This window comes from Tetragenococcus koreensis (assembly GCF_003795145.1).
Classification (GTDB): Bacteria; Bacillota; Bacilli; order Lactobacillales; family Enterococcaceae; genus Tetragenococcus; species Tetragenococcus koreensis.
Genome location: NZ_CP027786.1, coordinates 2557839 through 2574114 on the forward strand (window position 1 = coordinate 2557839; position 16276 = coordinate 2574114).

Below are 16276 nucleotides of genomic sequence, written 5' to 3' on the forward strand. Positions count from 1 at the left end.
CTTACTTTTTTGCAAAGAGTTGTGGCAAAGATATCTACTAACAATAAAAGGCGTTTCCCTCTATAATTTATTTATACAAGGAGATAGTGATATGAAAGATCGAACAGCTAGGTTATTAAGGAAGCTAGTGTCTGCGGAATTACCGGTCAGTATGAAAACGCTTAGTGAGGCGTTTCAATTAAGTGCTCGTACTATGCGAAATGAAATTAATGAATTGAATGCTTACTTATCGCAACAAGGTTTTCCGCAAGTTTATTCGCTTAGGGGAAAGGGGTTGAAACTACAGCTTAATAAAAAAGAGAAAGAAACGGTACTTGCTACTTTGGCCTCAGATAAAAAGAATGAGTTTTTAAACCGCGAGGAACGGATTTTAGATTTGATTTTAGACATTGGTTTAGCTAAAAAGAAGATTTTTTTATTTCGTAAAGAAGAAGAATATCAAGTTTCGAAAAGTACGGTTGATGAAGACATGCGACGGCTTCGTGAGTTATTAAAAGGCTATGGCGTTAATGTTTTAAGCGTTCCTAAAGAAGGATTAATTTTAGAAGGAAAAGAAAAAAGTATTCGTACCATGCTTTATTCTATTATTAATAAAGCGATTGGTACGGTCTCATTAACCGATCAATATAAAAATCAATCGCTGAAGCAAAAAATTATCTTCCGTTATATCCCAATAACTATGATCTCAGAAATTGATTGTATTTATGATTCGTGTATCTCCGCCAGTGAGGATAATTATTATCGTAAAAATTTAGTCACTTTTACCAGTATCTGTATCGTTCGTTTTCTTAACCAGAAAAAAATAGAAAATACCATCTGGTTAAAGAACAACGTTTATACCAGCAAATCAATTGAAATCTTTGTTGAAACGGTTTTTTATCATTTTAGTATACAAGATGCGCTAAATGAATTTAATTATTTAACGTTTATATTGGAAACCCTTAATCAACAAGATATGAGTACCTCAATTGATTGGGTGCAAGCTCAACTATTATCCATACAGTTAATTCAGCATGTGGAAAACCAGACGCATATTCCTTTTAGTAAAAAAGAAGAAGTATTACAAGAAGGGTTGTACCAGCATATTGCTGGCTTGCTTAATCGCGTTCGTTATGATGTACAGTTTGCTAATCCTTTGAAGGAAAACATTCAAAAAAATTATGACGTCATTTATCGTGCGGTAAATAGTTTTGCCCCTGTTATTAACCAGTTAACGGGCAAAGAAATATCACAGGATGAACTAGCTTTTCTGGTGATTCACTTTTCTACTTCATTAAGTGAGTTAAACCAAGAAGTTACTTATTATTACCGTGCAGTAGTCATTTGTAACCATGGAACAGCTACCGGTAAGCTTTTATCGGAAAATCTTAAAGAGTTATTCAATATTGAAGTATTAGCCGTACTCAGTTCACGTGAAATTGGGCTAATTGAAAAACTAGATGCTGATTTGGTTTTTTCAACTGTACCAATTGAAGAAATGAACAAACCATTACTGGTTTTAGAACCGATTATAAAAGAAGATAGCAAAGCGCTAATCCATAACTTTTTGCAACAGAATAAAGAATATCGAAGGATCAGTAGCAACTATCAAGATATGACCCACATTTTTCATTCGCTATTACAAGTAATTGATAGTCAAGTAGGAAATGTGACCAGAGATGCGTACGAAGAATTAGCAGAAATATTTAAAGAAAACCAATTTTCAGTTAACAAGAGGGAGTTACAGCCTATGATTCAAGACATTTTGGAAGATGAACACATTATTTTACAAACAGAAGCAAAAGATTGGCAGGAGTTAATTAAAATTGTCGCAGATCCTCTAGTTCAAGATGCGACAATCACCCAACAGTATGTACAAGCGATGATCGACTCGGTGAATGAGTTTGGGCCTTATATTGTGATTGGTAAGCACTTAGCATTAGCCCATGCGCGTCCTGAAGATGGTGCGAATCAATTGGGATTAAGTGTAGCAACAGTCAAAGAGCCCGTTCGTTTTGGACATGATGAAAATGATCCAGTAAAAATTATTTTTTGCTTATCAGCTGTAGACTCTTTCTCACATCTTAACATTATGAAATATCTAGTTCAGTTGATTAATGATGAAGAAAAAACGGAACAGTTAGATGAAGCAACAACGGTTGAGGACTTTAAAAAAATATTATTTAACGATTAAAGGAGAAAGAAAAAAATGGCAAAAAAAGTAGAAATTTTATTTGTATGTGGCGCAGGTTTAGGGAGTAGTTTTGCAGCTCAAATGTCAGCAGAAGATGTGTTAAACAAGCATAATGTTAACGCGAAGTTAGACCATGTGGATATTTCAACAGCTGCTTCTTCCCATGCAGATGTCATTATTACAGCACAAAATTTTGAATCACAGTTTCAAAAATTTAGCATCGATGAAAAAACGTCAATTATCTATTTAAGAAATATTGTATCAAAAGCCGAAATTGAAGAAAAACTTATACCCGTCTTACAAGAAAAAGGATTCCTAGAAAAATAAATGAAAGGAATGAGTACTTATGAGGATAGTTAACTTTATTATTGAAAACATCTTGACGGAAGCGTCGATCACGATCGCTTTAATTGCCATGTTAGGTTTAATTTTACAAAAGAAGTCTGTTGGTTCAATTATTTCAGGCACACTGAAGACATTACTAGGATTTCAAGTATTAAGTGCAGGTTCTAGCATTATTGTTGATAGTTTAACTTATTTTGGCGAAATATTTACTGAAGGATTCAATATGCAAGGTATCGTTCCTTCAATCGAAGCAATCAACGGCCAAGCTATGAATGAATTAGGTTTAGGTCGAGAAATTGCCTTTACTTTCTTAGCAATCTTTGTGTTTAATATTTTAATCGCACGTTTTACCCCTTGGAAGTATATCTTTTTAACCGGACAAGCGATTTTATGGATGGCCACAATGACGACTATTTTCGGCTTCTTTGTAGGCTTGCGCGGAATTGTTTTAGTTTTAGTAGGTGGTTTAATCGGCAGGATTTTCGCCGTTGCTATGCCAGCAATTGCGCAACCGATTATCCGAAAAGTGACGGATTCTGATGAACTTGCTTTAGGCCACTTTTGTACCATTGGTTATATTTTTGAAGCAGGTGTTGCGAAACTTTTTGGCGAACGAGGCGAAAAGAAAAAATCGATTGAAGATATCAACTTACCAAGTTCTTTTGAATTTTTGCAAGATACCTATCTATCAGTAATGGTGGTTATGGTTCCTTTGTATATTGTCACTGCAGCTTTTGCAGGTCCAGACATTATAGATACAGGCGGCCAAAATTATTTAATGTATGCATTCTTGCAAGCGATTGAATTTGTTGTTGGGATTTACGTTTTACTAGCAGGCGTCCGTTTATTGTTAGGCGAAATTGTCCCTGCTTTCCGGGGGATTGCTATGAAGTTGGTTCCTGATGCTGTACCTGCATTGGATGCGCCCGTATTCTTTCCATATTCCCCTAACGCCGTTATTTTAGGTTTTATTACGACCACCATTGGAACTGTACTTGCCATGTTTATACTGCCGCAATTTGGTCTAGCGATGATCCTACCTGGGATGTTAACTAATTTCTTTGCTGGTGGTACAGCGGGGATTTTTGGAAACGCTGTTGGCGGTCGTCGAGGCGCAATCATTGGTGGAATCGCCCATGGCTTTTTCATTACTTTGTTGCCGGCATTATTAGTAACTATTCTTACAGGCATGGGTTTTATCAACGCTACTGCTACTGATGTCGATACGATTGCTGCCGCGCTATTATATGCTTGGATTTTGAGTCCGATTTTGAGAATGTTTTAGGATATAGAAATTAGGTGAATGGAGAATGTTTAACTTTTTTAAAAAGAAAAAAGAACCGAAAGAGCGGTCATCTGACAAGAAAGAGACCGCTCTATCAGAAGAAGAACAAACAAAAATCGATCAAACAATTGATGAGAAAAAAACAGCAATTGTTAAAGCTGAGGACACTGAGGACCAAGATAAACTGGCGAAACTATATGAAGAGTTAGGTCTTGCCTACTCCCAAAAAAATGATGAAGAAGCGATTCCTGCTTTAGAAAAAAGCTTGGAGTTGAAATTATCAATGGGTGACGGTTATAAAAAATTGATGAGTTTATACAATGAAAAGAGAAAAGAAGCAGCTAGAAAGGGCGATGATGCCGGAATTGATAAATATATGAACAAAATGGACGAAATGAGATCAGTCGCAAAAAAATTAACCATTAGTGGAGACAAATAAAGGAGCTTGAATATGTACAAAACTTTAAAAGAAGTAACACAGACAGCGGAAGAATTGAATATGACAATAGGTGCATTTAACGCGCATAATTTAGAAATGATGCCGGAAATGATCCGGGCAGCCAAAGAAATGGGGAGCCCTATCATTATTCAAACAAGTATAGATACGGCTAAATATATCGGCTATCCTGTGGTTGTTGCCGTGGCAAGAGCGCTTGCCGACAATGAAATGGTCGATGTGGTGTTGCATTTAGACCATGCCAAGGACTTTGATGAAATCAAGGCTGCTATTGATGCAGGCTATTCAAGTGTGATGTTTGATGGATCCGCGCTGCCTTTTAAAGAAAACATAGCGAAAACCAAAGCTGTAGTAAGTTATGCACACAATAGAGGAGTATCGGTAGAAGGCGAGATTGGCACAATCGGCGGTACCGAAGAAGGTATTTCTGTCCCATTGGATGAAGAGATGTACACGCAACCAGGCGATGCTGTGCAATTTGTCAAAGAAACCGGAGTTGACGCGTTAGCCGTAGCTATAGGTACCAATCATGGGCAATTCAAATCTAAAACAGATGTCAAAATTCCATTGCTCAGATCTATCCATGAAAAAGTAGCTATACCTTTAGTCGTTCATGGAGGTACTGGGGTTAAAGAAGAAGACTACCCAGAGCTAATTAATAACGGGATCCGTAAATTTAATGTAGGGACAGAACTGTTAGTTGGCTGGACCCAAGAAGCTATAGATTGCTTTGGCGCAACAGAAGTAAACAAATCATTAAGACACAATATTATTCCAGCAAATATGAAAGTAAAAGAAACAGTTAAACATAAGATTGGATTATTTATGAACTTAGCCGAACCTATGAATGTAGGTCGAACCCCAGATGAATAAATATTTGATTTTAATCGCGGGGAGTCCGGCAACTGGTAAAAGTTACTTAGTCCATGAGATACAAAAAGTACTGCCTTCGATTTTTATCCTCACGCCAGACGAATTGAAAGAAATCTTAGCAGATTCTGTTGGGTTTAATGATTTGGCCGAAAAAGCAAAATTAGAAGAAGAGGTTTGGGCTAATTACTATCGGATTCTAGCTATTTATATGCAGCTAGGCAAACAGTTTATTCTTTCTGAATACCCTTTTTCTGATAAACAAAAAGGTCAGCTCAAGGAATTATCTGAAGACTATGGTTATCAGACCATTACGATTCGTTTGAGAGCAGAATTTGAAACATTGTGGGGGCGTAGAAAAATACGTGATCGACAAAATGATCGGCATCTAAGCCATATTATGTCTCATTACCATTATGGCGACGAACTAACAGATAGAACACAAGCAGATAATTTAATCACTAAATCTGAATTTAGGAAAGTTATTAGTGATAGAGGGTATGATCGGTTTTCTTTAGGTGAAGTTTGGGATTTTGATGTGACAAATTTTGATCAGGTAGATTATGGAGAGTTGTTGAGTTACTTGGGTCGGTTAGAGGAGAAGTAGTTTTGTAGGTTAAATTGGAAGGTTGAATGTATAAAAATAGTTTTTTATTATTCCTAATAAAAGTATTGACTAATGGATGTAAACATATTATGATGTCTTTGTAAACGATAACAAAAAAATTAAATATCAGTGTAACTGTTTGATCAGGCATGATTAAGTTAATCCCGAGGGGTTACTTAATCATGCCTTTTTTTGTTAGGAGGGATAGCTTTGAAGGTTGTACAATCATTAAACCAAAATGCCTTATTAGTAAATAATGACGGAAACGAATGTATTGTCGTTGGAAAAGGAATTGGTTTTGGTAAAAAAAGGGGAGATGTAGTTGAGAATAAGCAAGAGGTTAAGTTTTATAAAATGGTTCCAGAACAAGACGGAGTAAGAGAATTAATTGAAGATATTGATGATAAAAGCTTGCAAATCGCTGAAGAAATTGCTGTACATGCAGAAGAATTTCTTGATAAAGAATTTACTGGTAATTTCATTTTGTCGCTGGCTGGACACATTCAATTCCTTGAAGAAAAATACAGAGATTATATTGAGATTCCAGAACCCTTTCATTACGAACTAAAATATTTATACCCTACCGAATATAGAATAGCTGAATGGGCAATTAACTATTTACAGGAAGAATTTGAATTAGCATTGCCTAGCGCAGAAGTATCTTTTTTTACATTACATTTTGTGAATGGACTGGTAGAAAATGGTTCTTTGAAAAACGTTGTAGAGCTGAGTGATATTTTAAATGAAACAATAGAAATTATAGAAAAAGAAACAAACGAGGTCATGGATAGAGAAACAATAACATTTTCTAGATTTATCATTCACTTGAGATATTTTGTGATAAGAAATCTAGCTAGTACGTCTAAAAGAAGCGATAGTCAAAATACTGACTTTAAGAAGATTTATGATCTGACGTTTGAGATGTATCCTCGCGAAAAACAAATTATCGATAAGATAAAAGAACAGCTTTATATAGATCATAATATAGAATTTGAAAACTTTGAAGATTTTTATCTTTTATTACATTTGGTCAGAATAATGAATAACGGAGTTGAAAGCAGATGAATTATAAGGAAAATTTTAAAAAAGAGTTAACCAATCTTAGCCTGGCTGTAGGTAGTCAAGAACATTTTTTTCGAGTTGTTTCCAATGATTTAAAAGAAAAGGACTATGTTGAACAGTCGTTTGAAGAAGCAATTATTGAAAGAGAAAAAATTTACCCTACAGGTTTACAGCTAGATAATTTTACTATAGCGATTCCGCATACAGACGTTATTCATATAAAAAAGCCTTTTGTTGCTATCTATCGGTTAACAACAGAAATTAATTTTTATCAGATGGGAACTGACGATGTTGTTGTTCCAGTGAAAGATGTCTTAGTTTTAGGAATTAATGAACCTAAAAAACAAGTAGGATTATTATCAAGTTTAATGCAGTGCTTTTCTAAAAATGAATTTATTAAACAGTATAAAAACACAGCAACAGCAGATTCAATTGTAGAGTTAATAAAAAATAATTTATAAATCAGGAGGAATTTAGTTATGAAAAAAATCATTGTAGCTTGTGGATCAGGTGTCGCGACTTCGCAGACGGTAGCTTCAAAACTTGCCAAATTATTAAAAGAAAGAAAAGTACCTGCAGAGGTTGAAGCAGTAGACATTAAATCATTAAAACATCATGTAAAAAGCGCTGATGCCTATGTTTCTATTGTTAAATCAAAAGAAGAATTTGGTATACCTGTGTTTAATGGAGTGGCATTTTTAACAGGAATGGGTCAAGAAGAAGAATTACAAAAAATCATTGATTTAATTGAGGAGGATTAACTATGGATGCACTTCAGACTGTTGTTAGTTACGTTCTAAATGATTTAGGCGCCGCCGTTTTTGTTCCTGCCTTAATGTTGATTATAGGACTTTGTATGAAAATGAAGTTTTCAGAAGCATTCATTTCTGCCTTAACATTAGGTATTGCTTTTACGGGTATGTCAATACTCATTGATTACATGATGGAATCAATGGGCGATGCTGCAGCTAGTCTAGCTCAGAGCACAGGGGTTAATCTACCAGCAGTCGATGGCGGATGGCCTGGAATGGCTGCAATCTCGTGGGCTTGGCCTTACGCATTTTTGATGTTTCCACTTACTATTGGTATTAATATTTTATTATTAATCGCTAATCGTACAAAAACTTTAAATGTTGATATGTGGAATGTTTGGAACAAGATTTTTACTGCTGTAATGGTTTCTTATATTACAGGAAGTACGATTTGGGGATTTGTCGCAGCGTCAATTCAAATTATTTTGGAATTAAAAGCTGGTGATATATGGGGGCCTGAGGTTGAAAGATTAACTAGTATTCCAGGAGTTACAGTGCCACATTTTATCACTTTGATATGTACCTTGTTATTTCCTATTGACGAATTATTAAAAAAGATTCCTTTTTTTAACAGACCTATGGATGCGGATGCACTAAAAGAAAAAATCGGTATCTTTGGTGAAAACTCAGTTATGGGAGGAATCATTGGCCTATTGCTAGGTTTGGCATCGGGGTATGGTGTTGCCGGATCATTACAACTAGCTGTTCAGGCAGCTACTGCACTAACTTTATTTCCAATGGTTTCAAAACTTTTTTCACAGGCATTATCACCAATTTCAGAAGCTATATCAGACTTTATGAAAAAACGATTTGAAGGAAAAGAAGTTTTTATTGGTTTAGATTGGCCTATTCTAGCTGGTCGTAATGAACTGTGGGTAGCAGTCATTATCACCATTCCAGTCTTATTAATTTTAGCTATCGTTTTACCAGGGAATATAGTATTACCATTTGCAGGAATTATTAACCTTTCTTTTGTAGTTGGGGCGTTATTACTTACTAATGCTAACTTAGGAAGGATGATTTTTCACGGAGTTATCTCTGCTCCATTATTCTTATATGGTGCCACTTATTTTGCACAGTATGTAACACGTTTAGCAAATGAAACGGGCGCAGCAAATGTACCAGAAGGGAAATTGCTATCATGGAGTACCTTTGAAGGTCCAGATATTAGGTATCTTTTTGCAACCGGATTTTCTGGCAACATTTTAAGTATTATTTTATTAGTTATCTGGCTAGGCCTGTTTTATTGGATGTATACGAGTAAGAAAAAATATAACCAATCGCTAGAGAATGAGTAGCATGAAAAAAAGAGCTTTTTATTGGAAAATACTTATTGTTTTGGATGTTGGGCTATTTTTATATGGTTTTATTTATAAAAATTGGGTTTTAAGTTTAGTGGCATTAGGTTTAATCCTAATGGTAAGAATATTTGCTTATGATTTATTGTTTAAAAGTTTTGACGAAAAATGGGATGAAAGACATAGGAACTATACTAAAAAGAAAGAAGGAAATTAGAAAAATGACGAAATACACAGAACTGACCGCTGTCAAAGAACTAGCTGACTTAACGTACACAATGTGGCAAATGGGGTGGGATGAGAAGAATGGCGGAAATATTAGCTACCTTTTGTCAGAAAAAGAAGTTAAAGAATTTTATCGGGATCAGGTTCCGAGATTTATCGAGTTAAAAAATATACCGAGTAATTTAATCGGTCGGTATTTGATTATTACAGCTTCAGGAAGCAATTTTCGTTTAGTAAAAGATTCTATCGAAACAACAGTCGGAGTTATCAAAATTAAACAAGAAGGTTATACGATAATAGCTGGCTTTGAGAATAATAATCAACCGACTAGTGAAATCTATATGCATTTACTCTCTCATAGTGCTCGTTTAGAAGTGGATCCAACACATCGAGTAGTTGTTCATAATCATGCGACAGAAATTTCTGAGATGACGTTTGTTCATGAATTAGATGATAAGGCCCTGACTCGTTCTTTATGGGGAATGGTTACTGAGTGTATTATTGTATTTCCAGATGGCGTAGGAGTGCTACCTTGGATGGTTTGCGGGAATGAAGAGATCGGAAAGGCTACAGCGAAAAAATTAACAAATTGTCGAATCGTAATCTGGTCACATCATGGTATTCTAGCAACAGGGAGTAGCTTAAATGACGCTTTTGGCTTAATTGAAACTGTCAATAAGGCCGCTAAAATATATATGAATACTTTTGACAAAAGGATAACCAAAGGGATTACAGATAAACAATTATTAGATGTATGTGATTTTTTTGGTGTTACACCAAAGAAAGGTATTCTTAATTAAACAAGTATAGGATGTATGTTAGATAATAAGACATATTAAATTAAAAATAACTATTAAGAGGCAACAGCGAGTATGATAGCTCGCTGTTGCTTTTTTGGAATGAAAAAGTAACAAGATTCAACACTATTTATTCGAAAGTGTTGGAAGATAAAAAACACTGTTGAGAATATTCAGAAAATAATAGTTTTCCCTTGATATGAGGGCATTAAATTTTTTGGCACGTAACTTGCTTTTATGTCTACAAAGGCGAAAAAGAGGAGGGGTATGATGAATCAAATCTTATTAGCAAGCCACGGCGAGCTTGCTAAGGGAATGCTACAAACAGTAAGCATGTTGATCGGAGAATTAGATAATATCCATGCTTTTTCCAGTTACCGAGACGATGAAGCTGGACTTTTGTATCAGATGAACGAAAAAATCAATTCTTTCAATAAAAATGACAAGATTTACATATTAAGTGATATTTTTGGCGGCAGTGTGAATAACGAAATTCTTACGTTGCTAAATAAACCGAATATTACATTAATTACTGGAATGAACTTGATGTTAGTTGTGGGGATCGCTACCCAAGCCGAAAGAATAAGCGATGATGAGTTAGCAAGGATTATTCAAGAAAGTCAGCAAGGAATTATTAACTGCAATACACTTCTTGAGAAAAATACCAATACGGAAGGTGATGACCTATGATTAAATTAGTTCGCATTGATTATCGTTTATTGCATGGACAAGTTGTTTTTGCATGGAGCAAAGCTTTGGGAATTACACGCACTATTGTGGTTAATGATGAAGCTGCAACAGATGATTTTAAAAAGATGTCTTTAAATCTTTCCAAACCATCGGGGATGAAACTAAATATTTTTACTGTAGACGAAACGATTCAAAAAATACCCAAAATTGAGCAATTAAATGACAATATTATGTTAATTTTTGGCAATACTGAAGAGACTTTAAAGGTCTGTGAAGCTTATCCAAAGATCGAAGAAATTAATTACGGTGGGATTCTCAAAAAAGAAGATGCTAAGCAATACAGTAATGCAATTCATTTAACACCTTCTGAAGTTGAGGATTCAAGAAGGTTAAAAGATTTAGGTATCAACCTATATATGCAACAGGTACCAACTTCTAAAAAAGAAGATTTAAATAGCAAGCTATGACAGCAAAAAAGACAAACTATATTAAGTCAAGAGAATAAACAAAAAATGGAATAACAAAAATTTATTCTTTGGTTTGTCGAAATTTGGGCATACGAAATAAGCCTTTAAAATAGCCATTTTAAAGAAAGGTTGTTTTTTAATTAGTTAACGACCACTTTGTTCTCTTGATAGGGCTCTCCTGTTTTTAAGATATGGAAAATGATGCGAACCAGTTTTTTTACTACATGCGTGATGGCGACCGTATAATGTTTGCCTTCTTCTAACTTTTTGTTCAAATACTTTTTCATTGGAGGCGCCCAAACCGTAGAGAGTCGTGCAGCTTCATGTAATGCCCAACGTAAGGAGGTGGAACCACGCTTCACCATATGACCATTCTCTTGTTGGTTTTCTCCTGAAGTACTGATTGAAGGTTCTGAACCAGCAAAAGCGAGTAATTGAGCGGGCGTTTGGAAATGATCAATGGAACGGATCTCAGCTAAAATAATGGCCCCTAGCTTAACGCCAATGCCTGGAATGGTCAGTATAGGCGAATCAATGGTCTTCATAAGTTTTTCAACTTCCTTCTCCGCGCTTTTTAGTAAGGTAGTGAAATACTCAATCAAATCAATGGTTTGGAGTAATTCAAATTCTAAAATAGCGGATGCTTGACCAATGGTCGAAGCTGCCAGTTGTTTAAAGGCAATGGCTTGTTCTTTCCCATATTTTCCCCGTGAAGATTGGGATAAAAGGTTGGTTAACCGGGTCAAATGCGCCTGAGCGATTTTCTGGGAGAAGGAAAGACTTTGAGCATCTCATAAATGGCTTGGTTATGGTGGGCATTTTGCCCTTCCAGAGAAGGCGCTAATTCGGGAAAAAGAAGGTCTAACAAGCGGGTATAATTGGTCTTTTGTTTCGCACGCGCTTGTTGGAGGCGGCTCACATTTCGTGTGGCATACTTCAGCTCAAGTATACGCGTATCGGTCTCAAACAAGGTTTTATCAACATCTTCTCGTAATTTACGAGCAATGGTCACGGCATCTTTTTTATCCGTCTTAGTTTTACGAAGGGTCTGTTTTTTGGCAAATTCTTTAATCAAAAACGGATTATAACTGAATGTAGAATAGCTATGGGTACGGAGAAAACGAATCAAATTATAGGAATAGTGTCCCGTATCTTCTAAGGCAATTTGAATCTCTTGTTGGGTGGTCACTCGGAGATTCTCAAAGGTCATTTGAAGATGGGTGAAACCCTCCCGGTTATTTTGAATTTTTAAGTGACGGATAAACACTTCTCCTTGACTATCAATGACGGCTAAATCATGTTTGTGCTTAGCGACATCTATTCCTGCATATAACATAAAGAACCACTCCTTGTGTAAAAAAATATGCGCTGTGTTCCACGCTCTCTAAGCCGATGTAACCTTGTGAACTATCAAGCGTCAGGGCGATTGCCTTGCGCTAACAAACTTATTAACAATCTGACAAAGAGTTGTGGTTAGAGCCTTTTTCAACCAGTATTCAAGTAGAATCTGTTGGAGGAAATACTAATCCACAGCGCTTATCATCAGTATAAATAACAATACGGTAAAAAGAAAAGTCATTTTAACTGACTAAATTAAATATACAAGGAGGGATTGTCATGGGCTATAATGTTCAGCCACTACGGTTGCAACAGGAGATTAATGATTTTTTATTTTGCCTGCGACGGAATAAAAATGCGGAACGTGACGTTTTCTTGTTTCTAATTGGAATTAACAGCGGTCTGCGCATGTCCGACATCGTCAAACTCAAGAAAAAAGACGTGATTACCTCAAAAAACCCGCGCATCGTGGAGCAAAAGACAGGGAAAACACGCATTTTATACTTAAGCAGCTTACAGGACTTGATTCACGGCTATACCGCACCCTCAGATCCGGAGGCTTACTTGTTTCCCAGTACTAAGGGCGGCCATTTAGAAGTCAATACGGTCTACCAGATGTTTCAAAAGGTCGCGAAGCTGTTAGGAAGGGACGATATCGGCACCCACACCCTACGAAAAACCTTTGGTTACCACTATTACAAGAAAACCAAAGACGTGGCCACCTTAATGGAAATCTTTGGTCACAGCAGCGAGAAGATTACCAAACGCTACATCGGAATTAATGAAGATGAAATCAGTGAAACGTTATTAAATTTTCGGTTAGGTTTTTGATTGTATTATATAATAGATAAGCACAGTAAGACGGTTATAATCACCCACAGTATTGGACAAATCAACCTTTTTTTGGTATATTATATATACAAATGAGAGCAGGCTCATAGTCAACTTGATATAAATCCGGAACATAAGGGTCCGGCGGGTGGCGAGCACCAAAACTAAACTCGATACAAATCCGGAACGTAAGGGTCCGGCGGGTGGCAAGCACCAAAACTAAACCTGTATAAAAGGCTGCTCTTTTGAACAGCTTTTTTTATTGGGAAAAAGGAGCATTCTTCGCACGTGGCAAAAAAAGAATACAAACGCATGTCTATAAAAGAGACAACCCAAATTACCAGACAGTTAAACGCGATTTATAAGGCTGCCCATCTCTTACAAGAACATTTTGTAGATAAAAAAGTATCCTTTGTCGGAGAAGTCTCAACGGTAGCGATTATTTTTTCGACAACTAATTTTATCTGATGATGTTCTTAAAGAATTAGATAAATTAGAAAGAGCCGGTAGTTCAATTGTATTAACGGCAGTTGATCGTAAGTTAATTATTTTAATGGGAATCCGTGACCAAGTTCGAGCAGGTGTTAAACAAGACCTACAAAAATTAAAATCACTTGGTGTTAAAAATCTCACTGTATTATCAGGGGATAATCAAGGCACAGTTAATTTAGTTAAAAAGGAGCTAGGATTAACCGAGGCTCATGGCGATATGTTACCTGAGGACAAGTCAATTTGAGTACAATTGAAAGAGCTATTGAAAACCTAGGATATTCAGTTATTAGTTCAAAAGTAAAGGAAGGTGTATAAAATGACAACAGCAAATGAAAGACAAGAAAAATTAGCTGCTGAAAAAGCATATAAAGAACACATTCATCATACCAAGATTAATGCTGTAGCTGTCACAGATCATATACTTGCTAATATCCATACCTTACATGTAAAATTACATCAATATCATTGGTATGTAAAAGGCACAAATTTCTATTCATTGCATAGTGTTTTTGAGAATTTATACAATGAGAATGAGACATGGTTTGATAAGATTGCAGAACGTTTGCTAGCTTCAGGATTTAAGCCAGCTTCAACAACTACTGAATTTCAGGAATTTACAATAATTTCTGAAGATCCGTCTGAAAAATATTATTCTGCTGAAGAAATGGTCATACAGTTAGTAGAAGATTTTAGGACTAATCGTGAATTTACCGTTCGTGCAATGCGTTTAGCACAAGAAGAAGCAGATGATGCATTAGAAGATTTACTAATTAGTTATAAAGATTACTTAGATATAAATATTTGGCAACTTCAAGCCTTTGTTAACAAGGATGCGTTAGAAGATGATGACTATATAGATAACGATTAATTAGGAGGAAAGCTGTATGGCACACCATCACCACCATAGTCATATAGATTGTATACGTTTAGTTCCGATTTTTAATCACCTAAATGAAGAACAAATGAGTTTAATTGCGCAATCAGCGCAAGAAGTACATTATGCAAAGAATGCGTTGTTATTTGGAAATGGTGATAAAGATGACACACTTTATATTATAAATAATGGGCGTGTACGTGTTTATAACTTAAATGAATCTGGTCGTGAACAAACTGTACGCATATTAAATCCTGGTGATTTTATGGGAGAAGTGGCTATTTTTCAAACTGAAAGTTACCATTCTAATTATGCTGAAGCAATATCAGAAGTGAGCATATGTAGAATTCATAAAAAGGATATGGATGACTATTTAGGCGCTTACCCAGAAATTATGAGAAGAATACTATCAGATGTTACGAAACGTTTACAGGTATCAGAAAAGCAAACGATGCAGGTTGGTATGGAGCAAGTAGAGTCTCGTATTATTGATTTTCTATCAGAATACGTTGAAGATGAAGAAAACCATACTTATGTGACTTTACCAATGTCGAAAAAAGATCTAGCCTCGTACTTGGGTACAACCCCAGAAACAATAAGTCGTAAGTTCTCATCATTGGAAGAGAGAGGTTTAATTAAACAGCATACTCAAAAATATGTTGAGATATTTGATTTAGATAAGTTATTATTTGCATCAAGTTAAGTTAAATGGTTCTGTGTCAAATAGTATTGGTCACCAACACTATTTATCATAGAACCCAATTTTTTAGTACAATGATCCATGGTGATATCCTTTCTTGGTGTAGTTTTGTTTTAGAAGCCTAAAATGGTAATTATGATATTGATTTTTGGGATTCTTTTCCAGCTGGAATGGACGAGTTAGCGAAAATTTTTAGAATGGTTGTCATGGGTGAAGATACCGTAAAAGGAATTGCAGTAACTATGGAAATATTGCGGATGCAGCGACTATAGCTAAAGAAGCCTTAGAGGCGTTCTGTGACTTACTACAAGAAGAAGGAAAAGGTTGCTTTAAAGATCCAGAAAAAATTGCAAAATCATTCAACGTGCAATTACCATAAGTTATCGGTTAGGTAGACTTGCACAAGAATCCAGCAATGTCGTTCTAAGTGTTCTTGTACGTGAAATTCGTGCGCTTGAAAAGAACATCAAAGACTTGGAAAAGCAATCAAGCAATTATTTGTCGGCATTCGAGAATATCAATATTTGCCCGGTGTTCCAGGTATTGGAAAGGTGTACTCCACTTAATTAATCGTTGAAATCGGTCAAATTGAACGATTGGAAAATCAAACAAAATTGGCAAAATATGCAGGCTTATATTCGAAAGTCAAACAATCTGGTAACTGTCAGTCATAAAATACACCTCTGACAAAACAAGGGAATCGCTATTTTGGATACTACTTAGTTAAAGCTACCAACTCTATAAAAAAGTATCTTCCTGAATATAAAGTTTTTTATCAAAGCAAATGTAAAGAGGTCCCAAATATAAACACAAACGAGCAATCGTCTTAAGTTACGCGTCTTGTGGATACGCTACTACGTAACCATCGACTCTACGCGTTGCCAAGGAGAGTAATAGGTAAATAACATTCTGTTATTGACGCAAACCTTTGAAATCCCCTGTAAAAAATTTGA

Annotated in this window: 19 protein-coding genes and 4 pseudogenes; 21 read left to right on the forward strand and 2 right to left on the reverse strand. The window is 35.7% G+C overall.

All coding sequences use genetic code 11. The features are described from left to right. The first annotated feature begins 91 nt into the window (after nucleotides 1-91). The 14 genes from C7K43_RS12200 (at nucleotide 92) to C7K43_RS12265 (ending at nucleotide 11088) form a co-directional block, all read left to right on the forward strand. Entirely contained in the window at nucleotides 92-2173 is a 2082-nt protein-coding gene (locus C7K43_RS12200; RefSeq protein ID WP_124007080.1) for a BglG family transcription antiterminator, read from the forward strand. Between the two features lie 15 nt (nucleotides 2174-2188). Continuing rightward, nucleotides 2189-2500 carry a PTS sugar transporter subunit IIB gene (locus tag C7K43_RS12205; RefSeq protein ID WP_124007081.1) on the forward strand — a complete coding sequence of 104 codons (312 nt, stop codon included), beginning with the start codon at nucleotides 2189-2191 and terminating at the stop codon, nucleotides 2498-2500. Nucleotides 2501-2519: 19 nt separating this feature from the next. Next, nucleotides 2520-3803 carry a PTS sugar transporter subunit IIC gene (locus C7K43_RS12210; RefSeq protein WP_124007082.1) on the forward strand — a complete coding sequence of 428 codons (1284 nt, stop codon included), beginning with the start codon at nucleotides 2520-2522 and terminating at the stop codon, nucleotides 3801-3803. Between the two features lie 25 nt (nucleotides 3804-3828). Beyond that, complete coding sequence (locus C7K43_RS12215) at nucleotides 3829-4242, forward strand: tetratricopeptide repeat protein (RefSeq protein ID WP_124007083.1); 414 nt, start codon at nucleotides 3829-3831, stop codon at nucleotides 4240-4242. Nucleotides 4243-4254: 12 nt separating this feature from the next. Then, complete coding sequence (locus tag C7K43_RS12220; protein ID WP_124007084.1) at nucleotides 4255-5133, forward strand: class II fructose-bisphosphate aldolase; 879 nt, start codon at nucleotides 4255-4257, stop codon at nucleotides 5131-5133. After that, nucleotides 5126-5737 carry an AAA family ATPase gene (locus tag C7K43_RS12225; RefSeq protein ID WP_124007085.1) on the forward strand — a complete coding sequence of 204 codons (612 nt, stop codon included), beginning with the start codon at nucleotides 5126-5128 and terminating at the stop codon, nucleotides 5735-5737. The genes C7K43_RS12220 and C7K43_RS12225 overlap by 8 nt, the downstream gene beginning before the upstream one ends. 210 nt (nucleotides 5738-5947) lie before the next feature. Next, nucleotides 5948-6802 (forward strand): PRD domain-containing protein, encoded by an 855-nt coding sequence (locus C7K43_RS12230; RefSeq protein WP_226996667.1) that lies wholly within the window; start codon nucleotides 5948-5950, stop codon nucleotides 6800-6802. After that, nucleotides 6799-7260 (forward strand): PTS sugar transporter subunit IIA, encoded by a 462-nt coding sequence (locus C7K43_RS12235; protein ID WP_124007086.1) that lies wholly within the window; start codon nucleotides 6799-6801, stop codon nucleotides 7258-7260. Before C7K43_RS12230 ends, C7K43_RS12235 begins: the two co-directional genes overlap by 4 nt. An 18-nt stretch (nucleotides 7261-7278) precedes the next feature. Further along, nucleotides 7279-7560: a PTS sugar transporter subunit IIB gene (locus tag C7K43_RS12240; protein WP_124007087.1), complete on the forward strand. Its 282-nt coding sequence runs from the start codon at nucleotides 7279-7281 to the stop codon at nucleotides 7558-7560. Between the two features lie 2 nt (nucleotides 7561-7562). Then, nucleotides 7563-8909 carry a PTS galactitol transporter subunit IIC gene (locus tag C7K43_RS12245; protein ID WP_124007088.1) on the forward strand — a complete coding sequence of 449 codons (1347 nt, stop codon included), beginning with the start codon at nucleotides 7563-7565 and terminating at the stop codon, nucleotides 8907-8909. Between the two features lies 1 nt (nucleotide 8910). Then, nucleotides 8911-9126 carry a hypothetical protein gene (locus C7K43_RS12250; RefSeq protein WP_124007089.1) on the forward strand — a complete coding sequence of 72 codons (216 nt, stop codon included), beginning with the start codon at nucleotides 8911-8913 and terminating at the stop codon, nucleotides 9124-9126. A 4-nt stretch (nucleotides 9127-9130) separates the two neighbouring features. Next, nucleotides 9131-9934 carry a rhamnulose-1-phosphate aldolase gene (rhaD, locus tag C7K43_RS12255; RefSeq protein ID WP_124007090.1) on the forward strand — a complete coding sequence of 268 codons (804 nt, stop codon included), beginning with the start codon at nucleotides 9131-9133 and terminating at the stop codon, nucleotides 9932-9934. A 267-nt stretch (nucleotides 9935-10201) separates the two neighbouring features. Further along, complete coding sequence (locus C7K43_RS12260; protein ID WP_124007091.1) at nucleotides 10202-10621, forward strand: PTS sugar transporter subunit IIA; 420 nt, start codon at nucleotides 10202-10204, stop codon at nucleotides 10619-10621. Next, the gene (locus C7K43_RS12265; RefSeq protein WP_124007092.1) at nucleotides 10618-11088 is read left to right on the forward strand and encodes a PTS sugar transporter subunit IIB; all 471 of its coding nucleotides are present in this window, start codon (nucleotides 10618-10620) and stop codon (nucleotides 11086-11088) included. Before C7K43_RS12260 ends, C7K43_RS12265 begins: the two co-directional genes overlap by 4 nt. Before the next feature lie 140 nt (nucleotides 11089-11228). Here C7K43_RS12265 and C7K43_RS13490 read toward each other — a convergent pair whose 3' ends face one another. Both C7K43_RS13490 and C7K43_RS13495 read right to left on the reverse strand, forming a co-directional pair. After that, entirely contained in the window at nucleotides 11229-11834 is a 606-nt protein-coding gene (locus C7K43_RS13490; RefSeq protein WP_226996669.1) for a transposase, read from the reverse strand. Beyond that, nucleotides 11831-12424 carry an IS110 family transposase gene (locus C7K43_RS13495; RefSeq protein ID WP_226996671.1) on the reverse strand — a complete coding sequence of 198 codons (594 nt, stop codon included), beginning with the start codon at nucleotides 12422-12424 and terminating at the stop codon, nucleotides 11831-11833. Before C7K43_RS13495 ends, C7K43_RS13490 begins: the two co-directional genes overlap by 4 nt. Before the next feature lie 281 nt (nucleotides 12425-12705). Here C7K43_RS13495 and C7K43_RS12275 point away from each other — a divergent pair, with 281 nt between their 5' ends. The 7 genes and pseudogenes from C7K43_RS12275 to C7K43_RS13700 all read left to right on the forward strand — a co-directional run. Beyond that, nucleotides 12706-13257: a tyrosine-type recombinase/integrase gene (locus C7K43_RS12275; protein ID WP_124007093.1), complete on the forward strand. Its 552-nt coding sequence runs from the start codon at nucleotides 12706-12708 to the stop codon at nucleotides 13255-13257. A 312-nt stretch (nucleotides 13258-13569) separates the two neighbouring features. Continuing rightward, nucleotides 13570-13722, forward strand: a pseudogene (locus tag C7K43_RS12280) (PBECR4 domain-containing protein); the annotation flags it as partial. Further along, nucleotides 13718-13984: pseudogene (locus C7K43_RS12285) on the forward strand (HAD family hydrolase); the annotation flags it as partial. The pseudogenes C7K43_RS12280 and C7K43_RS12285, both read left to right, overlap by 5 nt. Then, nucleotides 13981-14064, forward strand: a pseudogene (locus C7K43_RS13500) (heavy-metal-associated domain-containing protein); the annotation flags it as partial. The pseudogenes C7K43_RS12285 and C7K43_RS13500, both read left to right, overlap by 4 nt. A 1-nt stretch (nucleotide 14065) precedes the next feature. Next, nucleotides 14066-14617 carry a Dps family protein gene (locus C7K43_RS12295; protein WP_005237709.1) on the forward strand — a complete coding sequence of 184 codons (552 nt, stop codon included), beginning with the start codon at nucleotides 14066-14068 and terminating at the stop codon, nucleotides 14615-14617. A 16-nt stretch (nucleotides 14618-14633) separates the two neighbouring features. Then, nucleotides 14634-15326, forward strand: coding sequence for a Crp/Fnr family transcriptional regulator (locus tag C7K43_RS12300; protein WP_005225225.1), 693 nt, complete (start codon nucleotides 14634-14636; stop codon nucleotides 15324-15326). 265 nt (nucleotides 15327-15591) lie between these two features. Then, a pseudogene (locus tag C7K43_RS13700) lies at nucleotides 15592-16228 on the forward strand (transposase); the annotation flags it as partial. Between the last annotated feature and the right edge of the window lie 48 nt (nucleotides 16229-16276).

Excerpts from the sequence above, each read along its gene's own strand:
- C7K43_RS12200 (WP_124007080.1), top strand. The coding sequence starts at position 92 with ATGAAAGATCGAACAGCTAGGTTATTAAGGAAGCTAGTGTCTGCGGAA.
- C7K43_RS12205 (WP_124007081.1), top strand. The coding sequence starts at position 2,189 with ATGGCAAAAAAAGTAGAAATTTTATTTGTATGTGGCGCAGGTTTAGGG.
- C7K43_RS12210 (WP_124007082.1), top strand. The coding sequence starts at position 2,520 with ATGAGGATAGTTAACTTTATTATTGAAAACATCTTGACGGAAGCGTCG.
- C7K43_RS12215 (WP_124007083.1), top strand. The coding sequence starts at position 3,829 with ATGTTTAACTTTTTTAAAAAGAAAAAAGAACCGAAAGAGCGGTCATCT.
- C7K43_RS12220 (WP_124007084.1), top strand. The coding sequence starts at position 4,255 with ATGTACAAAACTTTAAAAGAAGTAACACAGACAGCGGAAGAATTGAAT.
- C7K43_RS12225 (WP_124007085.1), top strand. The coding sequence starts at position 5,126 with ATGAATAAATATTTGATTTTAATCGCGGGGAGTCCGGCAACTGGTAAA.
- C7K43_RS12235 (WP_124007086.1), top strand. The coding sequence starts at position 6,799 with ATGAATTATAAGGAAAATTTTAAAAAAGAGTTAACCAATCTTAGCCTG.
- C7K43_RS12240 (WP_124007087.1), top strand. The coding sequence starts at position 7,279 with ATGAAAAAAATCATTGTAGCTTGTGGATCAGGTGTCGCGACTTCGCAG.
- C7K43_RS12245 (WP_124007088.1), top strand. The coding sequence starts at position 7,563 with ATGGATGCACTTCAGACTGTTGTTAGTTACGTTCTAAATGATTTAGGC.
- C7K43_RS12250 (WP_124007089.1), top strand. The coding sequence starts at position 8,911 with ATGAAAAAAAGAGCTTTTTATTGGAAAATACTTATTGTTTTGGATGTT.
- rhaD (WP_124007090.1), top strand. The coding sequence starts at position 9,131 with ATGACGAAATACACAGAACTGACCGCTGTCAAAGAACTAGCTGACTTA.
- C7K43_RS12260 (WP_124007091.1), top strand. The coding sequence starts at position 10,202 with ATGAATCAAATCTTATTAGCAAGCCACGGCGAGCTTGCTAAGGGAATG.
- C7K43_RS12265 (WP_124007092.1), top strand. The coding sequence starts at position 10,618 with ATGATTAAATTAGTTCGCATTGATTATCGTTTATTGCATGGACAAGTT.
- C7K43_RS13495 (WP_226996671.1), bottom strand. The coding sequence starts at position 12,424 with ATGTTATATGCAGGAATAGATGTCGCTAAGCACAAACATGATTTAGCC.
- C7K43_RS12275 (WP_124007093.1), top strand. The coding sequence starts at position 12,706 with ATGGGCTATAATGTTCAGCCACTACGGTTGCAACAGGAGATTAATGAT.
- C7K43_RS12295 (WP_005237709.1), top strand. The coding sequence starts at position 14,066 with ATGACAACAGCAAATGAAAGACAAGAAAAATTAGCTGCTGAAAAAGCA.
- C7K43_RS12300 (WP_005225225.1), top strand. The coding sequence starts at position 14,634 with ATGGCACACCATCACCACCATAGTCATATAGATTGTATACGTTTAGTT.